Origin of the sequence: Massilia rubra (assembly GCF_011682065.1) — a bacterium.
GTDB classification, from domain to species: domain Bacteria; phylum Pseudomonadota; class Gammaproteobacteria; order Burkholderiales; family Burkholderiaceae_D; genus Telluria_A; species Telluria_A rubra.
Window position 1 is genome coordinate 162,042 of sequence record NZ_VUYU01000011.1, and the last position, 19,337, is coordinate 181,378.

Consider the following 19,337-nt stretch of genomic DNA (forward strand, 5'->3'; position numbering starts at 1 on the left):
TGGCGGGGCCGGGTCAGTTGGTCTTGGTGACTTTGCTGAGGTGGCGCGGACGGTCCGGGTCCATGCCGCGCGCTTTCGACAGGTGCGCCGCCATCACGTAGAACGCCTGCACCGCGACGATCGGGTCCAGGTCCGGCGTGGCGGCAATCGGCAGGGTCAGGTCGCGCTCCGCTACGTCTGCGGGAGCGGCCAGCAGCACGCGCGCGCCACGGGTGCGCATCTCGGCGGCGAGCGCGATCAGGCCGGCCTGGGTCGGTCCGCGCGTGGCGAAGATGAGCAGCGGGTAGCCGTCTTCGATCAGGGCCATCGGGCCGTGCTTGATTTCGGCGCCGCTGAAGGCTTCGGCCTGCAAGGCCGAGGTTTCCTTGAACTTGAGCGCAGATTCGAGCGCGATCGGAAAACTGATGCCGCGTCCGACCACCATGATGTTGCGCGCCGGCGTGAGCACGTCCAGCGCCGCCGACCAGTCCAACTCGGTGGCGCTGCGCAATGCATCGGGCAGGGCGGCCAGGCCTTCGGTCAGTTCCGGGTCGTTCTGCCACTGCGCCACCAGGCGCGCACCGGCCACCAGGCTCGTAATGAAGCTCTTGGTGGCGGCCACGCTTTGCTCTTTACCTGCGCGCAGCGGCATGGCCCACTCGGCGGCGGCGGCCAGCGGCGAATCGATATCGTTGACCAGTGCGATGGTGGTGGCGCCGCCGTCGCGGAAGTACTTGATCGGTTCGACCACGTCCGGGCTCTGGCCCGATTGCGAAATGGCGATGGTCAGCGTGTCGCGCGTGACCAGCGGCGACTTGTACAAGGTCACCAGCGACATCGGCAGGGAGGCCACGATGCGCCCCATGCGCGCCATGATCAGGTAGGCGCAGTAGTTGGCGGCGTGGTCGGAGCTGCCGCGCGCCACCGTCAGCGCGGTGTTGAAGGTGGTGGTCCTCAGCTTGCGGCCCAGTTCCGCATAGCGTTCGACGTCGTTTTCCAGTTGCAGGGCGACGCAGTCGGCGGCGGACAGGGCTTCTTTAAGCATCAGTGAGGTCACACTTTTCTCCTTCGATATAGACAGCTTTGATTTTCAAATCGCGGTCCAGCACCACCATGTCGGCAAAGGCGCCGATCGCCAGGCGTCCGCGTTCGGTTTCGCCGAGGTAGTCGGCGGCATACGTCGAGACCCGGTGCGACGCGTCTTCCAGGCTCAGGCCCAGGCTCACCAGGTTGCGCAGCGCCTGGTCCATGGTCAGGGTGCTGCCGGCCAGGGTGCCGTCGGGCAGGCGCACGCCGCCCATGCATTTCTGCACGCTGTGGCGGCCAAGCTTGTAGTCGCCGTCGGGCATGCCGGTGGCGGCGGTCGAATCGGTAACGCAGTACAGGTGCGGGATCGCGCGCAGCGCCACCTTGATGGCGCCCGGGTGCACGTGCAGCAGGTCGGGAATCAGTTCGGCGTACTGCGCATGCGCCAGCGCCGCGCCGACCATGCCCGGCTCGCGGTGATGCAGGCCGCTCATGGCGTTGAACAGGTGCGTAAAACCGGCCGCGCCGTGCTCCAGCGCGGCCACGCCATCTTCGTAGGAACCGAGCGTATGCCCGATCTGCACGCGGATGCCGGCGTTGCTCAGTTCCCTGACTAAATTGAGGTGGCCGGCGATTTCGGGCGCCACGGTAATGAGGCGCATCGGCGCCAGGGTGCCCAGTTGCTGCACTTCGGCCAGGGTGGCGGCGCGTGCGTAGTTCGGCTGCGCCCCCAGCTTGCCGGAGTTGATGTACGGGCCTTCCAGGTGCACCCCGAGGATGCGCGCCGCGCCCGGACGGCGGTCGGCGCAGGCCGCGCCGATGGCCTTGAGCGCACGCGTGATTTCGTGCGGCGGCGCCGTCATGGTGGTGGCCAGCAGGCAGGTGGTGCCGTGCCTGGCGTGCATGGCCGCGATGATATGGGGCGCGTCGCCGGCCTCCATGATGTCCTTGCCGCCGCCGCCGTGCACGTGCAGGTCGATGAAGCCGGGGATGACGTAGTCGTCGCCGTTGACCGCCGGATCGACCGCGCCGCCATGCATGCCGGTGACGCGTTGGCCGAAGCTGATCGCGCCGTTGATCCAGCCGCTGCTGGTCAGGATATTGCCCTTGATTGCATCGCTCATCGGCGCGACTCCGCTACAAATTCATAATAATCACTGCGGCAGAACGAGTGGGTCAGTTCCACCGCCGCGCCGCTGTCCAGGTAACTCACACGGGTAATGTGCAGCATCGCCGCACCCGGCGCCAGGCCGGCCAGGCGCGCCTGCTCCGCATTGGCGTTGACGGCGCGGATATGCTGCAGCGCGCGCATCGGAATGGCGCCGCGCGCCTCAAGGTAGCCGTACAGCGAATCGGTCACGCCGTGCGGGTCGGGCATGTGGATGGCCGGGATGGTGGTCGTTTCGATCGCCATCACCACATCGTCGGCGGTGCGCAGGCGGCGCAGGCGCGCCACCGGCATGTTGGGCGAGAGCCCGAGCGAGAGCAGTTCCAGGGGCGCGGCCACGCCGATCTCGCGTTCCAGCCAGCGCGAGCCGGCGGTAAAGCCGCGCTGGCTCAGTTCTTCCGAAAAGCTGGTCAGGCGCGAGAGCGGCTGTTCCAGCTTGGGCGTGATGTAGGTGCCGGAGCCGCGCCGGCGCGTCAGCATGCCGCGCTCGCACAGCATGTCGATGGCTTTGCGCGCGGTCACGCGCGAGATGTCGAGCATGTCCGAGAGCATGCGCTCGGACGGCAGCGCTTCGTTGGCGCGCCAGTCGCCGCTGGTGATGCCGGCCGAAAGCTTGTTCGCCAGCTGCATATACAGTGGGGTGACGCTGTCGGCGTCGGGCTTGAAATCGCTGAGCTGCGCAAGCATGGTTAGTGTCCTCTCACGTGGAGTTCGATCATGCGCAGCGCGCCGCTGGCGGAGTCGCCCAGGGGAGCGACGCTGCGTGCCAGCAGGTCTGGCGGCAGGTAGGCGCGCAGCGGCGCGCCAAGGCCGCCGCACAGGGCCAGCGGCAGTTGGCCGGTGGGGTCGAGCGCGTGCGCCATCAAGGCCACTTCGCGCCCGGCGTCGGCCAGGATGGCGCGCGCGGTGTCGCACGTGTCCGCATGCGCCACCACCAGTGGCGCCAGCGAGGCGAACACGGTCTGGGTGGCGCCGCCGATCCAGACCTGGATCGCATTGCGTTCGCCGCCGCAGGCGTCGATCACCGCTTGCGCAAAGGCGCTGTGCGGCGCGCGGCCGTCGATGACTTTTTCGATATGGGCGATGGCGCGCAGGCCCATCCAGCCGCCGCCGGCTTCGTCGCCGGTCGGAAAACCCCAGCCGCCCACTTCGCGAAAGCTGCCGTCGGCCAGCAGGGCCTGGCCCACGCTGCCGGTGCCGATGGCGACGATGGTGCCGGGATTGCCGCCATGCGCGCCGATCAGGGTGGTGTGGCCGTCGTTCTCGAGGCGCATGCCGCCGAAGCCCGGATCGGCGCTGATAAATTGTTCGGCCCACAGCGGATTGTGCACGCCGGCCATGCCGAGCCCAATGCCGATGGCGGCGTTGGGCGGCTGCGCGATGCCGGCCGCGCCGAAGGCCGAGGCGATCGCTTCGGCGACCGAATTCCACGCCTGCGCAATGCCGAGCGAGAGACCGGACGGTCCGCCCTGGCCTTGTGCCAACTGGCAGCCGTCGGCGCGCGCCAGGCGCACTCTGGTACCGGTTCCACCGCCATCGACGCCGATGAGATATTCGATCATGTTTGCTGTTGTCCGGGTTCTGAAGTGGGGAAGGTGTGGGCACTATATGATCGCCTAACCACCTTGTCAACAGGTATTTAAGTGGTATTATAAAATACCGAATTGGCATGGTGTCAGAATCCCTCGATATCATCATAAGCCGTTGTTTAATAACGGTTTATAAAACGCGGGCAATGGTATTGATCTGGCTTTGGTTTAGTGCCAATTTGGTATGGAAGAGAATGCCGCCGGGAGCGTGGGATGCGTTGTGGCCGGCGCCGCGCAAGGAGGGGGAAAGCGCTGGCGGTATTGCTGGGAGGACGGCAATCCCTCATCATGAGGGGGCGACAGGGATGGCGCCGCAAAAGGTGTCAGTCGGATTGCGTTGATGGTAAGCTATGCAAGTTCCCGCATCGAAATACTGCGGGCAACGTCCCAATCCAGATATCCCTGTCCTTTTTCCGTAGGCTTCAATGACTTGCCCAGTTTGCAATGCCCAAAATTCCGCAATGAGTGTCCGTTGCCTCGACTGTGGAGCCACGCTGATTCACGAAGCATTTCCACGTTCTAAAGAAGCGCAGCGCGCCTTGCGCGTGATCGACTATCGTACGTATACGGGCTTTGGCAGCCTGGCCGGCTGCGTCCTTGGCTTCGTAGGCTGGTTTGTCGTTTCCAGGAACGAGAGTGACTTCAAAAACTGCTTAGTCGTGTGTTCCTTGATCGGGACGGCACTGGGCGCCGTGCTTGCATGGCGTGAACGCAACACGCTTTGACGCCACTACAGGGGCGGGCAATCCCGCCCCCAGGGAAGGTGCATCAGCCGCGCGACGCTTTGGCGCCTTTGCGGTCATAGCGCATCAGTTGCGCGGCGCCGTTGCCGGCCGCTTTGACGCGCAGTTCCACGTTGCCCGAGCCGCGCACGGTCACGTTGGGCTGTTGCACCACCAGCTCTTCGGCGTCGATGCTGCCCGAACCATTCAGGTCGGCGACGAGCGTGCCGACCGCGCCGTCGATGTCGATCTCGCCGGAACCGGTCACCACCAGGCGCGCCTTGTCGGCCTGCAGTTGCTTGACAGTCAGCTCGCCCGAGCCATGCAACTCACCCAGGAATTCCTCGCTGCCGCCGGGGACGCAGACTTCTCCCGATCCGCGCAGCACGGCGCTGGCGCGCTTGAGGTTCATGCTGCAGGCGTCGAAGCTGCCTGAGCCGTTCACATTGGCCTGCAAAACGCCGACGTCGCCGCCGAGGTCGACGTCGCCCGAGCCTTGCATGGTCACGTTCAGCTTCTCGGTTTTCAGTTGGAACATTTCCACATCGCCCGAGCCGCTCACGTTCAGTGCGAATTGCGCGCTCTCGACATCGCGTGCCGACACGTCGGCGCTGCCGGCATTGGACAGGCTGCGCAGGCCGGGCGCCCTGATCTTGATGGTGACGCGTTCCTTGCGGTTGAAGCGGATGTTGATGCCGCCGGGCGAACGCGGGCGCACGATCAGGGTATCGCCCTTGACGATGGTTTCGATGTCGTCGAGTTCCTTGCGCGGGCCCGACAGGGCGAGTTCTTGCTGGCCCAAGCCTTTGATCTCGACTGTATAAGGGCCGGATACTTCGATCGCGTGGAAGGGCGCGACCTTGCGCACATCGTAGATGTCCTCGGCATGGGCGGTCGCGACGGCGCACAGGAGGGTGGCGCAGGTGACGTAGTTGAATAAGGTGGTCATGGCATGTGGCCGCTGGGCGGCGTTGAGTACGGAGCATGAACAATACGGCCATCCGGGTAGGCGCGCGAGTACCAGGCGACGAACGGACGAATCGGCGGCGTGAACGGTCGGGAAGCGGCTGTGCGCGGGCCGGCACTAGGGCAACGGGATGCGGGATGCGGGCACGAAAAAACGGGGGAGGGGAGGTCGGAAAACCCGAGGGGGCGTCGGGTTTTCCGGTGTGAACTGTGCTGCGAGGGTGCTGCGCGCGTGCGGCCGGGGGGCTGGCCGCCGCGCTTTGATGCTTGCGTCGTGCTTGATTAGTTCTTGTACTGTTCCAGCTGGATGGCGAAAGCGGTCTTGTAGTTCTTGACGAATTCAACAGCTTCGGCGCTCACGTCGGCGCGGTTACGGCTGGTCGACTGGCTGATGGTGACAGCTGGCACGCTCAGGCTCGATGCGGCGGCAGCGGAAACAGCGGTGCTGGCGGCAGGGGCGTCGGCGGCAAAGGCCGAACCACTCAGGACCAGGGCTGCTACGGCGGTAAACAAGGTCGATGCTTTCATAATATTTCTCCAGTATTAATTCAACGTCGCATTTGTCTGCGGCGGCAAGAGCGGTGCTCTTTGATTAAGGTCAGTGTATTCCATCTGATTGATTCGAAAAAGACCGAATGACGCAATGCACAATTGCTAAATTCGGAATAATCGATGTCAATCCGCGCTTAGTTCGCGCTCAGGTCGAGCTGGGTATTGAGGGTTGGACGGGCATTCTTGGCCGCCGCCAGCGCTTCGGCGCGCACCTCGGCGCGGCTGCGGGTCGACGATACGGCCAGTTCCGGCACGTTCAGGCGGGTGGCGGTGATGCTGCTCGCCGCCGCACTGACGCTTGCGCTGGCCACGGTGACATCGGCCGCAACAGCGGTACCAGCGAAGTTTCCAACAGCAAACACGGCAACAGCAGCAATGAAGGACAGTGATTTCATGGTGTTTCTCCAGTAATTGAGTGGACGTCGCTGTGACCTGGCGGCGCTGACGAGTTGTTTGTTTGCGTTTGCTCGTCCATGTGAAGCAGTCTATACGTTGCGGTATCCGCAAAAAAGGCGAATACTCGCAATGCAACGTTGCGCAATTTGGGATAATCCACAGTCGGAGGCGGGGATGGACAGGCTTCAATCAATGCGTGTGTTTGCCAAAGTGGTCGAGCAGGGCAGCTTTGCCCGCGCGGCGGAGGCGATGGAGATGTCGAACACCGTGGTGACGCGCAACATCGCCGACCTGGAAGCCCACCTCGGCACGCGCTTGCTCAACCGCACCACGCGCAAGCTCTCGCTCACCGAAACCGGCCGCCAATACCTGGAGCGGGTACGCCAGATCCTGGCCGATATCGACGATGCCGACGCGGTCGCGTCCTCGTCGTCGCGCAAGGCCAGTGGGACCTTGCGGATGTATTGCCATCCCGGCTTCGGCCAGTACCAGCTGGCCAAGCTGCTACCGCTGTACGCCGCCACCGTGCCGGAGGTGGTGCTCGACGTCACCCTGGCCGACCACGCGGTCGATATCGTCGAAGAAGGTTTCGATGTCGGCATCTTCATGGGTTTGCAAAAATTCGACGCCAGCCTGATCGCGCGCCGCCTGGCCACTTCCAACGTGGTGCTGTGCGCCTCGCCCGACTACGTTGCGCGGCGCGGCGAACCGCTCACGCCGGTCGACGTGTCGTCCCATGATTGCCTCAATTTCGCCTTCGAGCAGTTGCGTCACAGCTGGCCGGTGACGTGGGAGAACAAGCGGGTCGATGTACCGATCACCCCACGCGTGATATCGAACAATATCTCGGTGCTGCGCCAGGCGGCCATCGCCGGCATGGGCATCATGGTGCGTTCCTCGCTGACCCTGGAAGACGACCTGAGCAGTGGACGGCTGGTGCAGCTGCTCAAGGGCCATCACCTGGGCCGCCTGGAAGTGTCGCTGGTCTATCCGAGCCGGCGTTTGCTGTCGTACAAGGTGCGCAGCTTTGTCGATTTCATGACGGCCCAGTTTCCCCGTCCGGAAAGCGACCCCTGGCTGGCCCATGTCTGAGGCGTTTCTTTCTCGCCACACTCGCTGACATTTTGTTCATGTCATGTCAATGTCATGTGCTATATTTCTAGTCGGAATTTAGTGATTCCAGAGTGGCATCAGGGATGTGCTTTCTGGCAAATTTTACAAAAGCAAGAAGTTTCACGGGCACTAGCGGCCCATCTCGAAAGCCCGCCTCCGCGCGGGCTTTTTTTCGTCCGCGATTTCCGCCCCGGGTAGCGAAATTGCGCCGGGCAGTGTCATAATGTGGCGATGTGAGACAACAGAGGTTTATTCGCTCCGCTCACGGATTAACAGGAGGAATAATGATTCGCTATATGGGCACACGGCAGACTGACGACGGTGCCGTCGTATATGTGTTTATTATCAACGGTTTGCAGAAAGAAATCCGCGAGCACGCGCTCAAGCAGTATCCCGGCTGTTACGAGATGCTGCCGGCGTCGGCCAAGCAGAAAATCGCTGCCAACCGCAATTGGCTGTCCAAGCTATAAATCGTTATCAGGAGCCCGCAATGAGTAAAGCGCAAGACAACAAGAAAGAAACCAAAAAAGAGCCCGCCAAGTCGGTGAAAGAGAAAAAAGAAGCCAAGAAGGTCAAGAAGGAAGAGCGCGCGCGTCAGTAAGCACGTTCTCCCGCGGAGGTCGGATGCGCCTGGCGATCGGTTCGAAGCAGGTTTTACCTGGTGCTGCCCGCTTGCGCGCACTGCCCGGGCGAAGCTGCGCCATGGCCCTGCTGGCGCTGGCCGCCGCCGCGCCGCTGGCCGCGCGGGCGGCGCCGTCGACCTTCGGCCCCGTGATCGGCAGCGCCATCCTGTGCCGCAGCCATCTCGACAATGCTTACTTCCACGATTACCTGGTGAGCGCCTTCGGCCCGTCCTACAAGCATGAGGGCGGCGCCTACTGGTTCAAGGCCGAGGGCACCTTGTGGGGCGCGCCGGTGACCGACATCATGATCAGCGACGATACCAGCGAACTGGTGTTCGTGGCCGCCGTGGCCGACACCACGCCCGACAAGCTCGAAGAATCGATCCGCAACGCCGTGGGCGTGCGGCACCTGTCAATGGACAACTCGCCTTATCCGGTGCGCGCGTCCAATCCCGGCAGTAAAATCGTCTACTTCAAGACCAAGTCCAAGATTTACTGCGCCAAATACAAGCCGCTGCCCGTCGGCCGCTAGCGCGGGTGATGCACTTCCAGGGAATCCATGTACAAGCAATTCTTCAGCCTGAAGCAATCACCGTTTTCCATCGCCCCCGATCCCCGTTACCTGTTCATGAGCGAACGCCACCGCGAGGCGCTGGCGCACCTGCTGTACGGGGTCGGCAGCGGCGGCGGTTTCGTGCTGCTGACCGGCGAAATCGGCGCCGGCAAGACCACCGTGTGCCGCTGCTTCATCGAGCAGATTCCCCCCGACTGCCGCCTGGCCTACATCTTCAATCCCAAGCTGACGGTCGAGGAACTGTTGCTGTCGATCTGCGATGAATTCCGCATCGACCTGCCGCCGGCGCCGGCCGGCGCGGTCAGCGTCAAGAGTTATGTGGACGCCATCAACCGCTACCTGTTGCAGAGCCACGCGCAGGGCAAGAACAATGTGCTGATCATCGACGAGGCCCAGAACCTGTCGGCCGACGTGCTCGAACAGTTGCGCCTGCTGACCAACCTGGAAACCAGCGAGCGCAAGCTGCTGCAAATTATCCTGATCGGCCAGCCGGAGCTGCGCGCGATCCTGGCCCGGCCCGAACTCGAACAGCTGGCCCAGCGCGTCATCGCGCGCTATCACCTCGGCTCGCTCACCGAAGCCGAAACCGCCAGCTACGTCGCGCACCGGCTGGCGGTGGCCGGGGGCGGGGCGTCGCGGCCGTTTCCGCGTTCGCTGATGGGGCAGGTGTTCCAGTTGTCGCAGGGCGTGCCGCGCCGCATCAACCTGCTGTGCGACCGCGCGCTGCTGGGAGCGTATGTCGAAAACAGCCGCGAAGTGACGCGCCAGATCCTGCGCCGCGCCGGCAGCGAAGTGTTTTCGGGCGGCGCCACGGCGGCCGCGTCCAGGATGCGCTGGCAGTATGTTGCGGCCGGCGTGCTGGCGAGCGCCGCGATCGGCGCGGCGGCGGCATGGCAGTTGCGCCCGGCCGCCAGGGCCGTGGCGGTGCAGGCGGCGGCGCCAGCGCCGCTCAAGGCCGTGGCCGCCGTCCCGGTGCCGACGCCGACGCTGGCGCCGCGTGCGCCCGTCGCGCCGCTCACCCACGCCAGCGAAGCGGCTGCGCTGCACGCTTTGTCGGCGCTCTGGGGCGTGGCGCTGCCCGCCGGCGCGACCTGCGACGATGCATTGAAACTGAACCTGCGCTGCCATCAGGGCAAGGGCGGACTGTACGAACTGCGCCTGCTCGACCGTCCGGCCGTGCTGACCTTGCGCGACGGGCCGGTGGTGAGCTACGCGCTGGTGACCGGCATGGACGAGAGCACCGTGCGCCTGAACGTGGACGGCAGCGAGCAGACGCTCGACCTCGGCGCGCTCGCCACCCGTTCGGACGGCAGCTTCGTGACCTTCTGGGTCATGCCGCGTTACTTCCGCGACCAGGTCAGCGCGGGCGAGCAGGGGGCCGATGTGGACTGGATCGCGTCGCGCCTGGCCAAGGTCAACGGGCTGGCCCCGCCGCCGGCCGATCGCCCGCTGGGCGCGCCGACCCTGGAACTGCTGCGCGCGTTCCAGGCCCGTCAAAACCTCAAGGCGGACGGCGTGGCCGGTCCGCGCACCTACATGCGCCTGAACCAGCTGACCGGCGTGGCCGAACCGCGCCTGCTGGCGGCCGCCGCAACGGGGAAACCATAAGATGTCCTATATTCTCGAAGCACTGAAAAAGGCGCAGGCCGAACGCCAGCTCGGCAACGCTCCGACCATCCACGCGACCCCGATGCATGTCGCCGAGCCGGAACGGGCCGGCGCCGGCGCCAGCCCGGTCGTGATCGGGCTGGCGCTGCTGGCATTGGGCGCCACCGGGGCTGCCGTGTATGCGTGGAAGCAATCGGCAACGCCGCCGGCGCCGCTGGTGCAGGCTACCGCGTCGGCTACCGCGCCGGCTACCGCGTCGGCTACCGCGCCGGTCGCGCCGGCGGCGCCTGCACCCTTGCCTGTACCGGTCGCGCCGGCTACCGTGCCGGCTCCGCCGCCGGCGCCAGTGGTGCAAGCCGCGCCGCCGCCCAAGGCCGAGCCGGTCAAGGTCGATCCGCTCAAAGTGGCCGAGGTCAAGCTTCAGCCGGTCAAGAAGGAAGAGCCGGTGAAGAAGGAAACGCCGGTCAAGAAAGAAGAGCCGGTGAAGAAGGAAGCGCCGCTCAAGAAGGAAACGCCGCCTAAGAACGATGAGCCGGCCAGGACCGACACGGTCAAGGCCGACAAGCCTGTTCCCGCTCCGGAAGAGGCCCTGCGCACCCTGCGCGAACTGCCCGAGGCGCTGCGCAGCGAGATTCCGCCGATCGCGGTGGGCGGCTATATCTATTCCAAGAATCCGGCCGATCGCCTCTTGCTCATCGATAAAGTCTTGCGCCGCGAAGGCGAGGAAGTGGCGCCCGGCCTGGTGCTGGAAAAATTGCTGCCCAAGTCTGCGGTGATGAGCTACAAGGGCCAGCGTTACCGCCATCCGTATTGATGGCGATGACCTTTGTATAATTGCGATCTCACTTCACGGCGGAAAGGCCGCGCATGCACAACATACTCGGTGTAATCGGCTGGTCCGGCAGCGGCAAGACGACCTTGCTCGAAACGCTGGTCCGCCAGCTGGCCGCCGATGGCCTGCGCATCAATGTCGTCAAGCACAGCCATCACGACGTGATGCTCGAACCGCCCCACAAGGACAGCGCGCGCCTGCGCATGGCCGGGGCGGCGCAGGTGATGATCGCCTCGCCGTTCCGCGTGGCAGTCATTCGCGAGCTGCGCGGCGAGCCGGAACCGACCCTGGCCGAGCAGTTGGCGTTGCTGGGCCAGGCCGACCTGACCCTGGTCGAAGGCTACAAATGGGAAGCCATCCCCAAGCTGGAGGTGCAGCGACCGTCGCTGGGGCATCCGTCGCTGTATCCGAACGATCCGCATATTGTCGCTGTGGCATCGGATGCGCCGCCGCCAGATGATCTGCCCGACAATCTCGCCTGGCTCGACCTGAACGACCCGGCCAGCGTGCTGGCATGGCTCAAGGCCAGAATTAATCCGGCGCCAGCCTAAAGTTCGGGCGCGCCGTGTCGTTACCATCCCTGATAGCCAATCAAACGGGAGGACTCTCATGGACGTTTCATCAATTGCATCACTGGCCACCAGCATGGCCGAAACGGGTATCAAGCAGGAAGTGGGCTACGCCGTGTTAAAGAAAGCGCAACAGATGGAGGGCCAGGTTGCTGCCCAGCTGATCGACGCGCTGCCGCAACCGCAGCGCCTGCCGGCCAATCTCGGCAACAGGATCAATACGACTGCCTGATCCGGCGCCCAGGACGCGCCCGCGCCGCCCGGTGACCTCCCATCGATGGAGGAGCCGGGCTTTTTTACGTTAAAATTGGCGCCGCACGGGACAAGTTGTAAGGAACTGAAAGGCACGCCGGACAATCGCGTGGGCCGCTTTACAATCGCCTTCAACCCGGCAGTTCCTGTTCCACTTCCATCATACTCAAGGAGATCCACGATGAACAAACGTCAAGCACTGATCGCAGCCGCCCTCGCCGGCGTGTGCGCTGTTTCCTCCGGCATGGCTGCCGCGCACGATGCGCCCATGTCCAAGGGCGACAAGGCCGACAAGGAGAAGTGCTACGGCATCGCCAAGGCCGGCCAGAACGATTGCGCCAGCGCGACCGGTTCGCATGGCTGCGCCGGGGCATCGACCGTCGACAAGGCCCCGGAAGAGTGGAAATGGGTGGCCAAGGGCACCTGTGAAAAATCCGGCGGCAAACTGTCCGGCAAGTAAGCCAGCTATTTCATGAGGGGCGGGGCCTTACCGGTCGATCCTGTTGCCGGTTCCGGAACCGGTCCCGCCTCGCCGGGCGCCGGGGTCGGCTTGCGCGCCCCCCATTACCGCCAGTTTCTCGCGCAACGGCCCGCAGTCGGCTGGCTTGAAGTCCACACCGAAAACTTTCTCGACCGCGCTGGCTGGGACTGGCATGTATTGCAGGAACTGCGCCGCGATTATCCCATCAGCCTGCACGGCGTCGGCCTCGGCCTCGGCTCGGCGCGCGGGTTTTCGACGTCCCATCTGGACCGTGTCTGCGCGCTGGTCGAGCGGGTCGAGCCCATGCTCGTGTCCGAACACCTGTGCTGGGGCGCCGTCGCCGACCGTCAACTGAACGATTTATTGCCGATGCCGCTCAGCGGCGCCGCGCTCGATTTGCTGTGCGCACGGGTGGAGCAAGTGCAAGACCGGCTGCATCGGCGCATTTTGCTGGAAAATGTCTCCACGTACGTGCGTTTTAACGACGATACCATGAGCGAAGCCGAGTTCATGGCCGAGCTGGCCAGCCGCACCGGCTGCGCCTTGCTGCTCGATGTGAACAATCTCTACGTCAACCAGTGCAATCACGGCGAAGACGCGCTGGCGGCGATCGCGGCGATCGCCCCCGGCAGCGTGGGCGAGATCCACCTGGCCGGCCATCTGGTCACGCCGCAGGCAGTGGTCGATCATCATGGCGACGTGGTGGCCGCGCCCGTGTGGGCCCTGTATGAAGCGGCGCTGGCGCGCTTCGGCCGCCTGCCGACCCTGATCGAATGGGATACCGACGTGCCCGCGCTCGACGTGCTGCTGGGCGAAGCGCGCAAGGCGCAGCGCATCGCCAGTGCTTACCCGGTGATCAACGTCGCCAACCCCTGGCGCGGCCGCCACGGCCAAGTGCTGGCAGCGGACGCCCTGGCCGATACCCAGCAATGTTTCGCGCAAGCCCTGTTCGACTACGACCGCGAAGCCGAGGCGCTGGCGCAGTTCAAGGGCGGCGCCAATGCCGACCGCTTCGGCCTGTACCGGGGCAACCTCGGCGTAACCTGGAACAAAGCCCTGTCGGCCGCCTGCCCGGTGCTGCGCCAACTGGTCGGCGAGGAGTTTTTCGGCGCGCTGGCGCGGGCCTACGGCATGGCCCATCCCTCGCTCGACGCCGACCTGAACCGTTTTGGCGCCAGTTTTGCCCGCTTCCTCGACGGTTTTCCCCATATCGCCGATTATCCTTACCTGCCGGATATGGCGCGACTCGAGTGGGCGGTGCACCGCGCCCATTACGCGCCTGACGCCGAACCCATCGGCGCCGACGCGCTGGCCGCCCTCACGCCAGACCAGTTCGAACAGGCGCGCTACGCCCTGCATCCGGCCTGCAGCCTGATTGCGTCATGCTGGGCGGTGGTGCCCCTGTGGCAAGCGCACCAGCCCGACAGCGGCGTCGACTTTCCGGCAGCCATGGGTCGCCCCAGCGCAGCCCTGGTCGCCCGCCCGCGCTGGAAGATCGAACTGCTCGCGCTCACCCCCGCGCACGCAGGCGCGCTCGCCACGCTGGCCGGGGGATATACAATGGGTGAGGCGCTCGATGCCGCCTTCGCTCTCGATGAGCAATTCGACATCGGGGCGCATCTGGCGCAGTGGATTGCGCTCGGCATCCTGCTGGCGCCCTGAATCGCGGACTGCCTGTCTTTCTGTGCGGAAGCTGGTCATTTTTCCAGGGCGCGGCCCTCGTGCAAAAGGCTTGCGTTTTACTCACGCTATAATCATTCTTTATATCGATTTCATTCATGTCAATGAGCGCTGATCAAGTTATCGCCGAGTACCAGAGCAATGGCAATGCTGTTTCCCCCGCAGTCGCAACAGCGCTGCTCGCGCCGGAAGTGCGGCGGGCGATCTACAAGCAACTGGTCGGTGCGACCCTGGCGCCGTACCGCGCACTGCTGATCGAGTTGCTCGACGAGGAAATCAACCTGCGCACAGCCCTCTGGGACCACATCGTGCAAGACGATATGGATTACTACGAAGGCATCTACCAGTGCGCTTTCCTGTTGTACCGCGCCGGCGACGTGGCCGACAGCTTGCTGCTGTGGAAAGCCAAGCACATCAACATGGATGTCGGAACCTTGCTGGGGGCCGAGTATTTCGTCGGCGCCGGGCTGGACGTCACCATGGCCTACCTGTCGAACTCGCCGATGCCCGAAGCGGCCGAGCTCGCCGATTACCTCCAGCAATGGTTCGAAAAGCCGGGCGCCATTGCCTGGCAGGAAGCGTGGGAGCAGGAGCGCGCCTCCGCCATCGCCAACGCCTGAGCGGGCCATGCTCGATCTTCCCGTACGGCCAACTTTTCTGGACTTCCATGAGCGCGCGTTCAGCGCCGACGACATTGCGTTCCTGCTCACCAAGCCATCGATCCGCGGCCTGACCTTTACCGGCTGCGCCATCGGCGATGAGGAAATCGGCGCCCTGTGCGCCTTGCCCAGGCTGGAACGCCTGTGGCTCGCCGGCAGCGCGGTCACGGACGCCGTCCTGCCCGCCATCGCCCGCGTTCCCGCCCTGAACTGGCTGGTGCTGGACAACACCGGCATCACCGGCGCCGGCCTCGCGGCCCTGGCCGGACACGTCACATTGCGCAATTTGTCGCTGCGCAACACCCGGGCCGACGATGCCTGCGTCCCGTACATTGCCCGCATCGCGCCCCTGTCGAATGTGGACCTGGCGGGCAGCGCGATCACCCGCGACGGCCTGCTGGCGCTGGCTGCCCATCCGGCCGTGGGCTTGTGTGCGGACGACGCCCTGGCGCCCGGCCTGGCGGAAGAGTTCGTGCGCGAACAGCGCCGCCTGGCCAGTCGCACGCCGCCCGGCTTCGTCGCCGGCGCGGGCGAGGAGACGGCCGCGCTTGCCGCGCTGCGCGGTTTCTGGGACGGAATCAGCGCCTGGGAAACCCAGCTCGCGCTCGACAAGGCGACAGACCCGCTCTTCACCGACTGGCGCCAGCCGGTCCGCAGCGCCATTTTTGCGCAATATTGCACGCCCAGGCACAGCACCTCGGGGCAGGCTGTCGCGTCCAGTTTCGGCATGCCGCCCACGTATGCGCGGCACAGCGTCATCGATGTCGAATGGCTGACGGCGCGCAAGGTGTGCGTGTACACCACCCACCACGCTCACTTGCAGTGCCGCTTCGTGCTCATGAAAAAAGGCAACACCTGGTTGCTCGATCACATGCAAAACTTGTTCGATGGATGGAAGAAGGGGTATTTGTAGCAGCCCGATGAAGCGCGCGGGCGAGGACTGAAGCAGCGGCGCGCGGGGAAGACGCCGCTGGCTTGCTTAATTGAAAGCACGCATGATGCGCGCTTCGCCGGACAGGTCGGCATTGTCCGCATTGGCGGTTTTGCTCGCTTCGATCATGCGTCCGAGTTGCTCGTCCTCGAATCGGGCCAGTTCTTCGGTGGCCGCGTTCAGCGCCAGCGCCAGCTTGGCGCGGGCACTGCGGTATAACACGCTGGTGTACTGGTCCGTGTTCTTCAGCAACTCTTCCGCATTTTCGATGACGAGCCGCAGGTCGCCGATCAATCGTTCCTGGGTTTGCTGGTTTTCTTCAGGGTTATCCATGGTGGCCACCTTGAATCGGTTAATCACGTCTTAGAATATATACAAAACATGCAATTTTGTGTTTGTCGCCGCGCAAGAACGCCCGTGCCGCCGCCGTCCTTACTCAGCATATTTCTAATATTGCCCGATTACAAGGTGTTTATACTGCGCTGGCGCAATCAGGCGCCGTCAGTCCCGCTGCTGCGCACGCTGATGCGCACATCGCCGATGCCGACCACTTGGCCATCGCGGATCTTGGCGGTCTTGCGCAATTCCTTTTTGCCATCGACCGATACCACGCCCGTGGCGACCAGGTTCTTGCCCGCGCCGCCGCTGTCGCACAAGCCCGACAGTTTCAATAATTGGTTCAGTTCGACGAACTCGCCTGTGAGGTCAAAAGTGACTTTCTGCATTTACCGCTCGTCCTAAAATAGATGAAAGAAGCGCAGTGTGGCGGCATCGGCGCGGCGCGTCAACGTTGCCCGCGCCGCGCCGCGCCGTGTCTTACAAGCCGGGCCGGGTCATCTCGAGCGGCACGATCCACTCCTCGAACTGTTGTTCCGTCACAAATCCGAGCGCCAGCGCCGCCTGCTTGAGGGTGGTGCCCTCGTGCTGCGCCTTCTTGGCGATCTGGGCCGCGCGGTCGTAGCCGATGTGCGGCGCCAGGGCCGTCACCAGCATCAGCGAGCGTTCCATCAGTTCGCCGATGCGTTCGCGGTTCGGCTCGATGCCGTGCGCGCAATGCTCGTTAAACGAGCGCATGCCGTCGGCCAGCAGGCGCGCACTTTGCAAAAAGTTATGGACGATCATCGGCTTGAATACGTTCAGCTCGAAGTTGCCGGACGCGCCGCCCATGGTAATGGCGACATCGTTGCCGAACACCTGGCAGCACAGCATGGTCAGCGCTTCGCACTGGGTCGGATTGACCTTGCCCGGCATGATTGAGCTGCCCGGCTCATTTTCGGGAATGCTGATTTCGCCCAGGCCCGAGCGCGGGCCGGACGCCATCCAGCGCACGTCGTTGGCGATTTTCATCAAGGCCGTGGCCAGGGTTTTCAGGGCGCCGTGGGTGCCGACCAGCGCGTCGTGCCCGGCCAGGGCCGCGAACTTGTTGGGCGCGGTCTTGAAGCTGAGCGCCGTGCGCGAGCCGATTTCGGCCGCGATGCGGGCCGCAAAATCCGGGTGCGTGTTCAGGCCGGTGCCGACCGCCGTGCCGCCGGCGGCCAGTTGCAGCAGGCCGGGCAGGGTGGACTTGATCGCGTGCTCGGAGTATTCCAGATGGGCCACATAGCCCGAGAATTCCTGGCCCAGGGTCAGCGGGGTCGCGTCCTGCAAGTGGGTGCGCCCGATCTTGACGATGTCGGCGAACTCGCGCGACTTGATCTCGAACGTGCCGCGCAGGCGCGCCAGGGCCGGCAGCAGCGACTGCACCACGGCCTGGGCCGCTGCAACGTGCATCGCGGTCGGGAAAATATCGTTGGACGACTGGCCCAGGTTCACATGGTCGTTCGGATGCAGCAGGCGGCCTTCGCCGCGCGCGCCGCCGCTCAGTTCGGAAGCGCGGTTGGCCAGCACCTCGTTCATGTTCATATTGCTTTGCGTGCCCGAGCCGGTCTGCCACACGACCAGCGGAAATTCGTCGGGATGTTTGCTGTCGAGCACCTCGTCGGCGGCCTTGACGATGGCGTCGGCCTTCTCGGCCGGCAGCAGGCCGAGCGAGCGGTTGACAGCGGCGGCGGCGCGCTTGACCTGGGCCAGCGCGGCCACCAGCTCGGGCGCCATGCGCTCGCTCGAGATGGCAAAGTGTTCCAGCGAGCGTTGCGTCTGCGCCCCCCACAAGCGCTCGGACGGGACCGCGATCGGGCCAAAACTGTCCTTTTCGATTCTTGTTTCCATTTCGTTACCTGTTTATTTGGGATTGCGATTAAAGAGTTTATCTCGGCGTACGTTAATTACGGTAGGGCTACAGATTTCTCCGCTCCTTCGTCACTAGCTGGACAACATTACCATATATGCACCATTCGCGAATCGCCCGGCTGGCCCGGTCCGGCATTATCTTGATTTTCGGCCTGATACTGGCCGGCGCGCTGGCCAGCGCCCATGCCGCCGAGCTGGGCGAGGCCCAGGTGCGTTCCTACATCGGGCAGCCGCTGGTGGCCGATGTGGAACTGACGGCGCTGGCCGAATCGCCCGAGCGCGCCGCCAGCGTGCAGGTGCGCCTGGCCGACGCCGATGTGTGGCGCGGCGCGAATGTGCGCATGCATCCGGTGCTGTCGAACCTGACCTTGTCGGTGATGCGGCGCGACGGTCGCCATTTTCTGCACATCACCTCGGTCAAGCCGGTCGAGAGCGATTATGTGCATCTGTTCCTCATGCTCGGCGAAGGCGGCAAGCGCGAAGTGCGCGCAGTGACCTTGTGGCTCAGCCATGATCCGCAGCCGGCGCCGCCGCCCGCGCCGGTTCCGCTTACTGTTCCTGTTCCTGTTCCGGACCCGGTTCCGGTCCCGGTCCGGGTTCCTGCGTCGTTGCCTGCCGCGCCCGCCAGGGTTGCGCCAGCGCCAGCGCCGCGCCCGGTGCGGGTCTTGCAACTGCCATCGGCCGCGTCGTCATCCTGCCCCCAGATCAGTGAGGATCAACTCAAGACGTGCGTCGATCTCGACCGCAAGAATGGCGTGCTGTCGGCCCGGATTGTGGAGCTCGAAGAAAAGGTCAAACTGCTGCAACGGGCCATCGAGGGCAAAAGTGCCGCCGCCAGCCATGCGGCGGCATCGGCCGGGCATGACGCGGCTTCCGCCAGCCATGCGGCCGAGGCGGCCAGCCATGCGGCCGCGCCGGCAAGTCATGCGGCCGAGCCGGCCGCGCCGCCGCCGATCCTCTCGCGCGCGGCCCTCGCCAAAAAGAACGCCGCCAAGAAAGGGGAGGAGTTCCCCTGGATGCTGATCGGCGCCGCGGCGGGCGCGACCCTCGTGACCGCCCTGGCCGTCTGGTTCCTGCTACGCCGGCGCAAGCGCAAGGCCGCGCTGTCCACCGAGGGCGCCGCACCTGCCGACGCGCCGGCAGCGGCCAAAACGGGCATGTTCGCCGGACTTGCCGCGCGCTTCAAACGCAAGCCGAAAACGCCCGCGCCGGCGCTTCACGTCGCGCCCGATGCGAGCTGATTTCGTTGTATATATAAAAATGTTGAAAAAAGGTGAGCACGCGCACAAAGTCGTCTACACAACTTTTAAAACTGCGCTATACTGGTTTCCGTGGTCCTGCGGGACTGCAAAAACGGGCCCAGGATCTGGCGCAGCCACCAACGATAG

The 19,337-nt window shown here is 64.6% G+C and carries 22 protein-coding genes; 12 read left to right on the forward strand and 10 right to left on the reverse strand.

From position 1 onward, the window contains the following. Positions 1–13 precede the first annotated feature (13 nt). The 7 genes from F0185_RS18205 to F0185_RS18235 form a co-directional block, all read right to left on the reverse strand. Positions 14–1,024: an SIS domain-containing protein gene (locus F0185_RS18205; RefSeq protein ID WP_187362586.1), complete on the reverse strand. Its 1,011-nt coding sequence runs from the start codon at positions 1,022–1,024 to the stop codon at positions 14–16. Beyond that, positions 1,017–2,129, reverse strand: coding sequence for an N-acetylglucosamine-6-phosphate deacetylase (nagA, locus tag F0185_RS18210; RefSeq protein WP_167226736.1), 1,113 nt, complete (start codon positions 2,127–2,129; stop codon positions 1,017–1,019). The genes F0185_RS18205 and nagA overlap by 8 nt, the downstream gene beginning before the upstream one ends. Beyond that, positions 2,126–2,860: a GntR family transcriptional regulator gene (locus F0185_RS18215; protein WP_166874143.1), complete on the reverse strand. Its 735-nt coding sequence runs from the start codon at positions 2,858–2,860 to the stop codon at positions 2,126–2,128. The genes nagA and F0185_RS18215 overlap by 4 nt, the downstream gene beginning before the upstream one ends. 2 nt (positions 2,861–2,862) lie before the next feature. Continuing rightward, complete coding sequence (locus F0185_RS18220; RefSeq protein WP_167226738.1) at positions 2,863–3,735, reverse strand: glucosamine kinase nucleotide-binding domain-containing protein; 873 nt, start codon at positions 3,733–3,735, stop codon at positions 2,863–2,865. A 795-nt stretch (positions 3,736–4,530) separates the two neighbouring features. Then, positions 4,531–5,433, reverse strand: coding sequence for a head GIN domain-containing protein (locus F0185_RS18225; RefSeq protein WP_167226740.1), 903 nt, complete (start codon positions 5,431–5,433; stop codon positions 4,531–4,533). 299 nt (positions 5,434–5,732) lie between these two features. Continuing rightward, the gene (locus F0185_RS18230; protein WP_167076956.1) at positions 5,733–5,978 is read right to left on the reverse strand and encodes a hypothetical protein; all 246 of its coding nucleotides are present in this window, start codon (positions 5,976–5,978) and stop codon (positions 5,733–5,735) included. A 158-nt stretch (positions 5,979–6,136) separates the two neighbouring features. Next, positions 6,137–6,397 (reverse strand): hypothetical protein, encoded by a 261-nt coding sequence (locus F0185_RS18235; RefSeq protein ID WP_167226741.1) that lies wholly within the window; start codon positions 6,395–6,397, stop codon positions 6,137–6,139. Positions 6,398–6,572: 175 nt separating this feature from the next. Between F0185_RS18235 and F0185_RS18240 the strand changes: the two genes are divergently transcribed. The 11 genes from F0185_RS18240 to F0185_RS18290 all read left to right on the forward strand — a co-directional run bounded on the left by F0185_RS18240 (position 6,573) and on the right by F0185_RS18290 (position 15,702). Then, a complete protein-coding gene (locus tag F0185_RS18240) occupies positions 6,573–7,490 on the forward strand; it encodes a LysR family transcriptional regulator (protein ID WP_167226743.1) in 918 nt (305 codons plus the stop codon). A 305-nt stretch (positions 7,491–7,795) separates the two neighbouring features. After that, positions 7,796–7,981 (forward strand): hypothetical protein, encoded by a 186-nt coding sequence (locus F0185_RS18245; RefSeq protein WP_166896193.1) that lies wholly within the window; start codon positions 7,796–7,798, stop codon positions 7,979–7,981. Positions 7,982–8,135: 154 nt separating this feature from the next. Then, entirely contained in the window at positions 8,136–8,666 is a 531-nt protein-coding gene (locus F0185_RS18250) for a hypothetical protein (RefSeq protein ID WP_229477081.1), read from the forward strand. 27 nt (positions 8,667–8,693) lie between these two features. Then, positions 8,694–10,316 (forward strand): ExeA family protein, encoded by a 1,623-nt coding sequence (locus tag F0185_RS18255; RefSeq protein WP_167226745.1) that lies wholly within the window; start codon positions 8,694–8,696, stop codon positions 10,314–10,316. Position 10,317: 1 nt separating this feature from the next. Further along, a complete protein-coding gene (locus F0185_RS18260) occupies positions 10,318–11,130 on the forward strand; it encodes a general secretion pathway protein GspB (RefSeq protein ID WP_167226747.1) in 813 nt (270 codons plus the stop codon). Between the two features lie 53 nt (positions 11,131–11,183). After that, positions 11,184–11,699 carry a molybdopterin-guanine dinucleotide biosynthesis protein B gene (mobB, locus tag F0185_RS18265; RefSeq protein WP_167226749.1) on the forward strand — a complete coding sequence of 172 codons (516 nt, stop codon included), beginning with the start codon at positions 11,184–11,186 and terminating at the stop codon, positions 11,697–11,699. A gap of 58 nt (positions 11,700–11,757) precedes the next feature. Further along, positions 11,758–11,949: a YjfB family protein gene (locus F0185_RS18270; RefSeq protein ID WP_167226751.1), complete on the forward strand. Its 192-nt coding sequence runs from the start codon at positions 11,758–11,760 to the stop codon at positions 11,947–11,949. A 201-nt stretch (positions 11,950–12,150) separates the two neighbouring features. Next, on the forward strand, positions 12,151–12,429 hold the full coding sequence (locus F0185_RS18275) for a BufA1 family periplasmic bufferin-type metallophore (RefSeq protein ID WP_167226753.1): 279 nt from the start codon (positions 12,151–12,153) through the stop codon (positions 12,427–12,429). A gap of 12 nt (positions 12,430–12,441) precedes the next feature. Further along, complete coding sequence (gene bufB, locus F0185_RS18280; RefSeq protein ID WP_167226755.1) at positions 12,442–14,112, forward strand: MNIO family bufferin maturase; 1,671 nt, start codon at positions 12,442–12,444, stop codon at positions 14,110–14,112. 116 nt (positions 14,113–14,228) lie between these two features. After that, positions 14,229–14,750 carry a hypothetical protein gene (locus tag F0185_RS18285; RefSeq protein WP_167226757.1) on the forward strand — a complete coding sequence of 174 codons (522 nt, stop codon included), beginning with the start codon at positions 14,229–14,231 and terminating at the stop codon, positions 14,748–14,750. A gap of 7 nt (positions 14,751–14,757) precedes the next feature. After that, positions 14,758–15,702, forward strand: a complete 945-nt coding sequence (locus tag F0185_RS18290; RefSeq protein ID WP_167226759.1) for an NTF2 fold immunity protein — start codon at positions 14,758–14,760, stop codon at positions 15,700–15,702. A 66-nt stretch (positions 15,703–15,768) separates the two neighbouring features. Here the strand turns inward: F0185_RS18290 and F0185_RS18295 are convergent, their stop codons facing one another. The 3 genes from F0185_RS18295 to fumC form a co-directional block, all read right to left on the reverse strand. Next, positions 15,769–16,053, reverse strand: coding sequence for a DUF883 family protein (locus F0185_RS18295; RefSeq protein WP_166896210.1), 285 nt, complete (start codon positions 16,051–16,053; stop codon positions 15,769–15,771). A gap of 158 nt (positions 16,054–16,211) precedes the next feature. Continuing rightward, positions 16,212–16,445: an RNA-binding S4 domain-containing protein gene (locus tag F0185_RS18300; protein ID WP_166874095.1), complete on the reverse strand. Its 234-nt coding sequence runs from the start codon at positions 16,443–16,445 to the stop codon at positions 16,212–16,214. Positions 16,446–16,536: 91 nt separating this feature from the next. After that, positions 16,537–17,928, reverse strand: a complete 1,392-nt coding sequence (gene fumC / locus F0185_RS18305; RefSeq protein WP_167226760.1) for a class II fumarate hydratase — start codon at positions 17,926–17,928, stop codon at positions 16,537–16,539. Positions 17,929–18,044: 116 nt separating this feature from the next. On the opposite strand from fumC, the gene F0185_RS18310 reads away from it, so the two are divergent. Beyond that, positions 18,045–19,190 carry a type IV pilus assembly protein FimV gene (locus F0185_RS18310; RefSeq protein ID WP_167226762.1) on the forward strand — a complete coding sequence of 382 codons (1,146 nt, stop codon included), beginning with the start codon at positions 18,045–18,047 and terminating at the stop codon, positions 19,188–19,190. Positions 19,191–19,337: the final 147 nt, after the last annotated feature.

Coding starts and splice junctions, on each gene's coding strand:
- F0185_RS18205 (WP_187362586.1), bottom strand. CDS start 1,024: ATGCTTAAAGAAGCCCTGTCCGCCGCCGACTGCGTCGCCCTGCAACTG.
- nagA (WP_167226736.1), bottom strand. CDS start 2,129: ATGAGCGATGCAATCAAGGGCAATATCCTGACCAGCAGCGGCTGGATC.
- F0185_RS18215 (WP_166874143.1), bottom strand. CDS start 2,860: ATGCTTGCGCAGCTCAGCGATTTCAAGCCCGACGCCGACAGCGTCACC.
- F0185_RS18220 (WP_167226738.1), bottom strand. CDS start 3,735: ATGATCGAATATCTCATCGGCGTCGATGGCGGTGGAACCGGTACCAGA.
- F0185_RS18225 (WP_167226740.1), bottom strand. CDS start 5,433: ATGACCACCTTATTCAACTACGTCACCTGCGCCACCCTCCTGTGCGCC.
- F0185_RS18230 (WP_167076956.1), bottom strand. CDS start 5,978: ATGAAAGCATCGACCTTGTTTACCGCCGTAGCAGCCCTGGTCCTGAGT.
- F0185_RS18235 (WP_167226741.1), bottom strand. CDS start 6,397: ATGAAATCACTGTCCTTCATTGCTGCTGTTGCCGTGTTTGCTGTTGGA.
- F0185_RS18240 (WP_167226743.1), top strand. CDS start 6,573: ATGGACAGGCTTCAATCAATGCGTGTGTTTGCCAAAGTGGTCGAGCAG.
- F0185_RS18245 (WP_166896193.1), top strand. CDS start 7,796: ATGATTCGCTATATGGGCACACGGCAGACTGACGACGGTGCCGTCGTA.
- F0185_RS18250 (WP_229477081.1), top strand. CDS start 8,136: ATGCGCCTGGCGATCGGTTCGAAGCAGGTTTTACCTGGTGCTGCCCGC.
- F0185_RS18255 (WP_167226745.1), top strand. CDS start 8,694: ATGTACAAGCAATTCTTCAGCCTGAAGCAATCACCGTTTTCCATCGCC.
- F0185_RS18260 (WP_167226747.1), top strand. CDS start 10,318: ATGTCCTATATTCTCGAAGCACTGAAAAAGGCGCAGGCCGAACGCCAG.
- mobB (WP_167226749.1), top strand. CDS start 11,184: ATGCACAACATACTCGGTGTAATCGGCTGGTCCGGCAGCGGCAAGACG.
- F0185_RS18270 (WP_167226751.1), top strand. CDS start 11,758: ATGGACGTTTCATCAATTGCATCACTGGCCACCAGCATGGCCGAAACG.
- F0185_RS18275 (WP_167226753.1), top strand. CDS start 12,151: ATGAACAAACGTCAAGCACTGATCGCAGCCGCCCTCGCCGGCGTGTGC.
- bufB (WP_167226755.1), top strand. CDS start 12,442: ATGAGGGGCGGGGCCTTACCGGTCGATCCTGTTGCCGGTTCCGGAACC.
- F0185_RS18285 (WP_167226757.1), top strand. CDS start 14,229: ATGTCAATGAGCGCTGATCAAGTTATCGCCGAGTACCAGAGCAATGGC.
- F0185_RS18290 (WP_167226759.1), top strand. CDS start 14,758: ATGCTCGATCTTCCCGTACGGCCAACTTTTCTGGACTTCCATGAGCGC.
- F0185_RS18295 (WP_166896210.1), bottom strand. CDS start 16,053: ATGGATAACCCTGAAGAAAACCAGCAAACCCAGGAACGATTGATCGGC.
- F0185_RS18300 (WP_166874095.1), bottom strand. CDS start 16,445: ATGCAGAAAGTCACTTTTGACCTCACAGGCGAGTTCGTCGAACTGAAC.
- fumC (WP_167226760.1), bottom strand. CDS start 17,928: ATGGAAACAAGAATCGAAAAGGACAGTTTTGGCCCGATCGCGGTCCCG.
- F0185_RS18310 (WP_167226762.1), top strand. CDS start 18,045: ATGCACCATTCGCGAATCGCCCGGCTGGCCCGGTCCGGCATTATCTTG.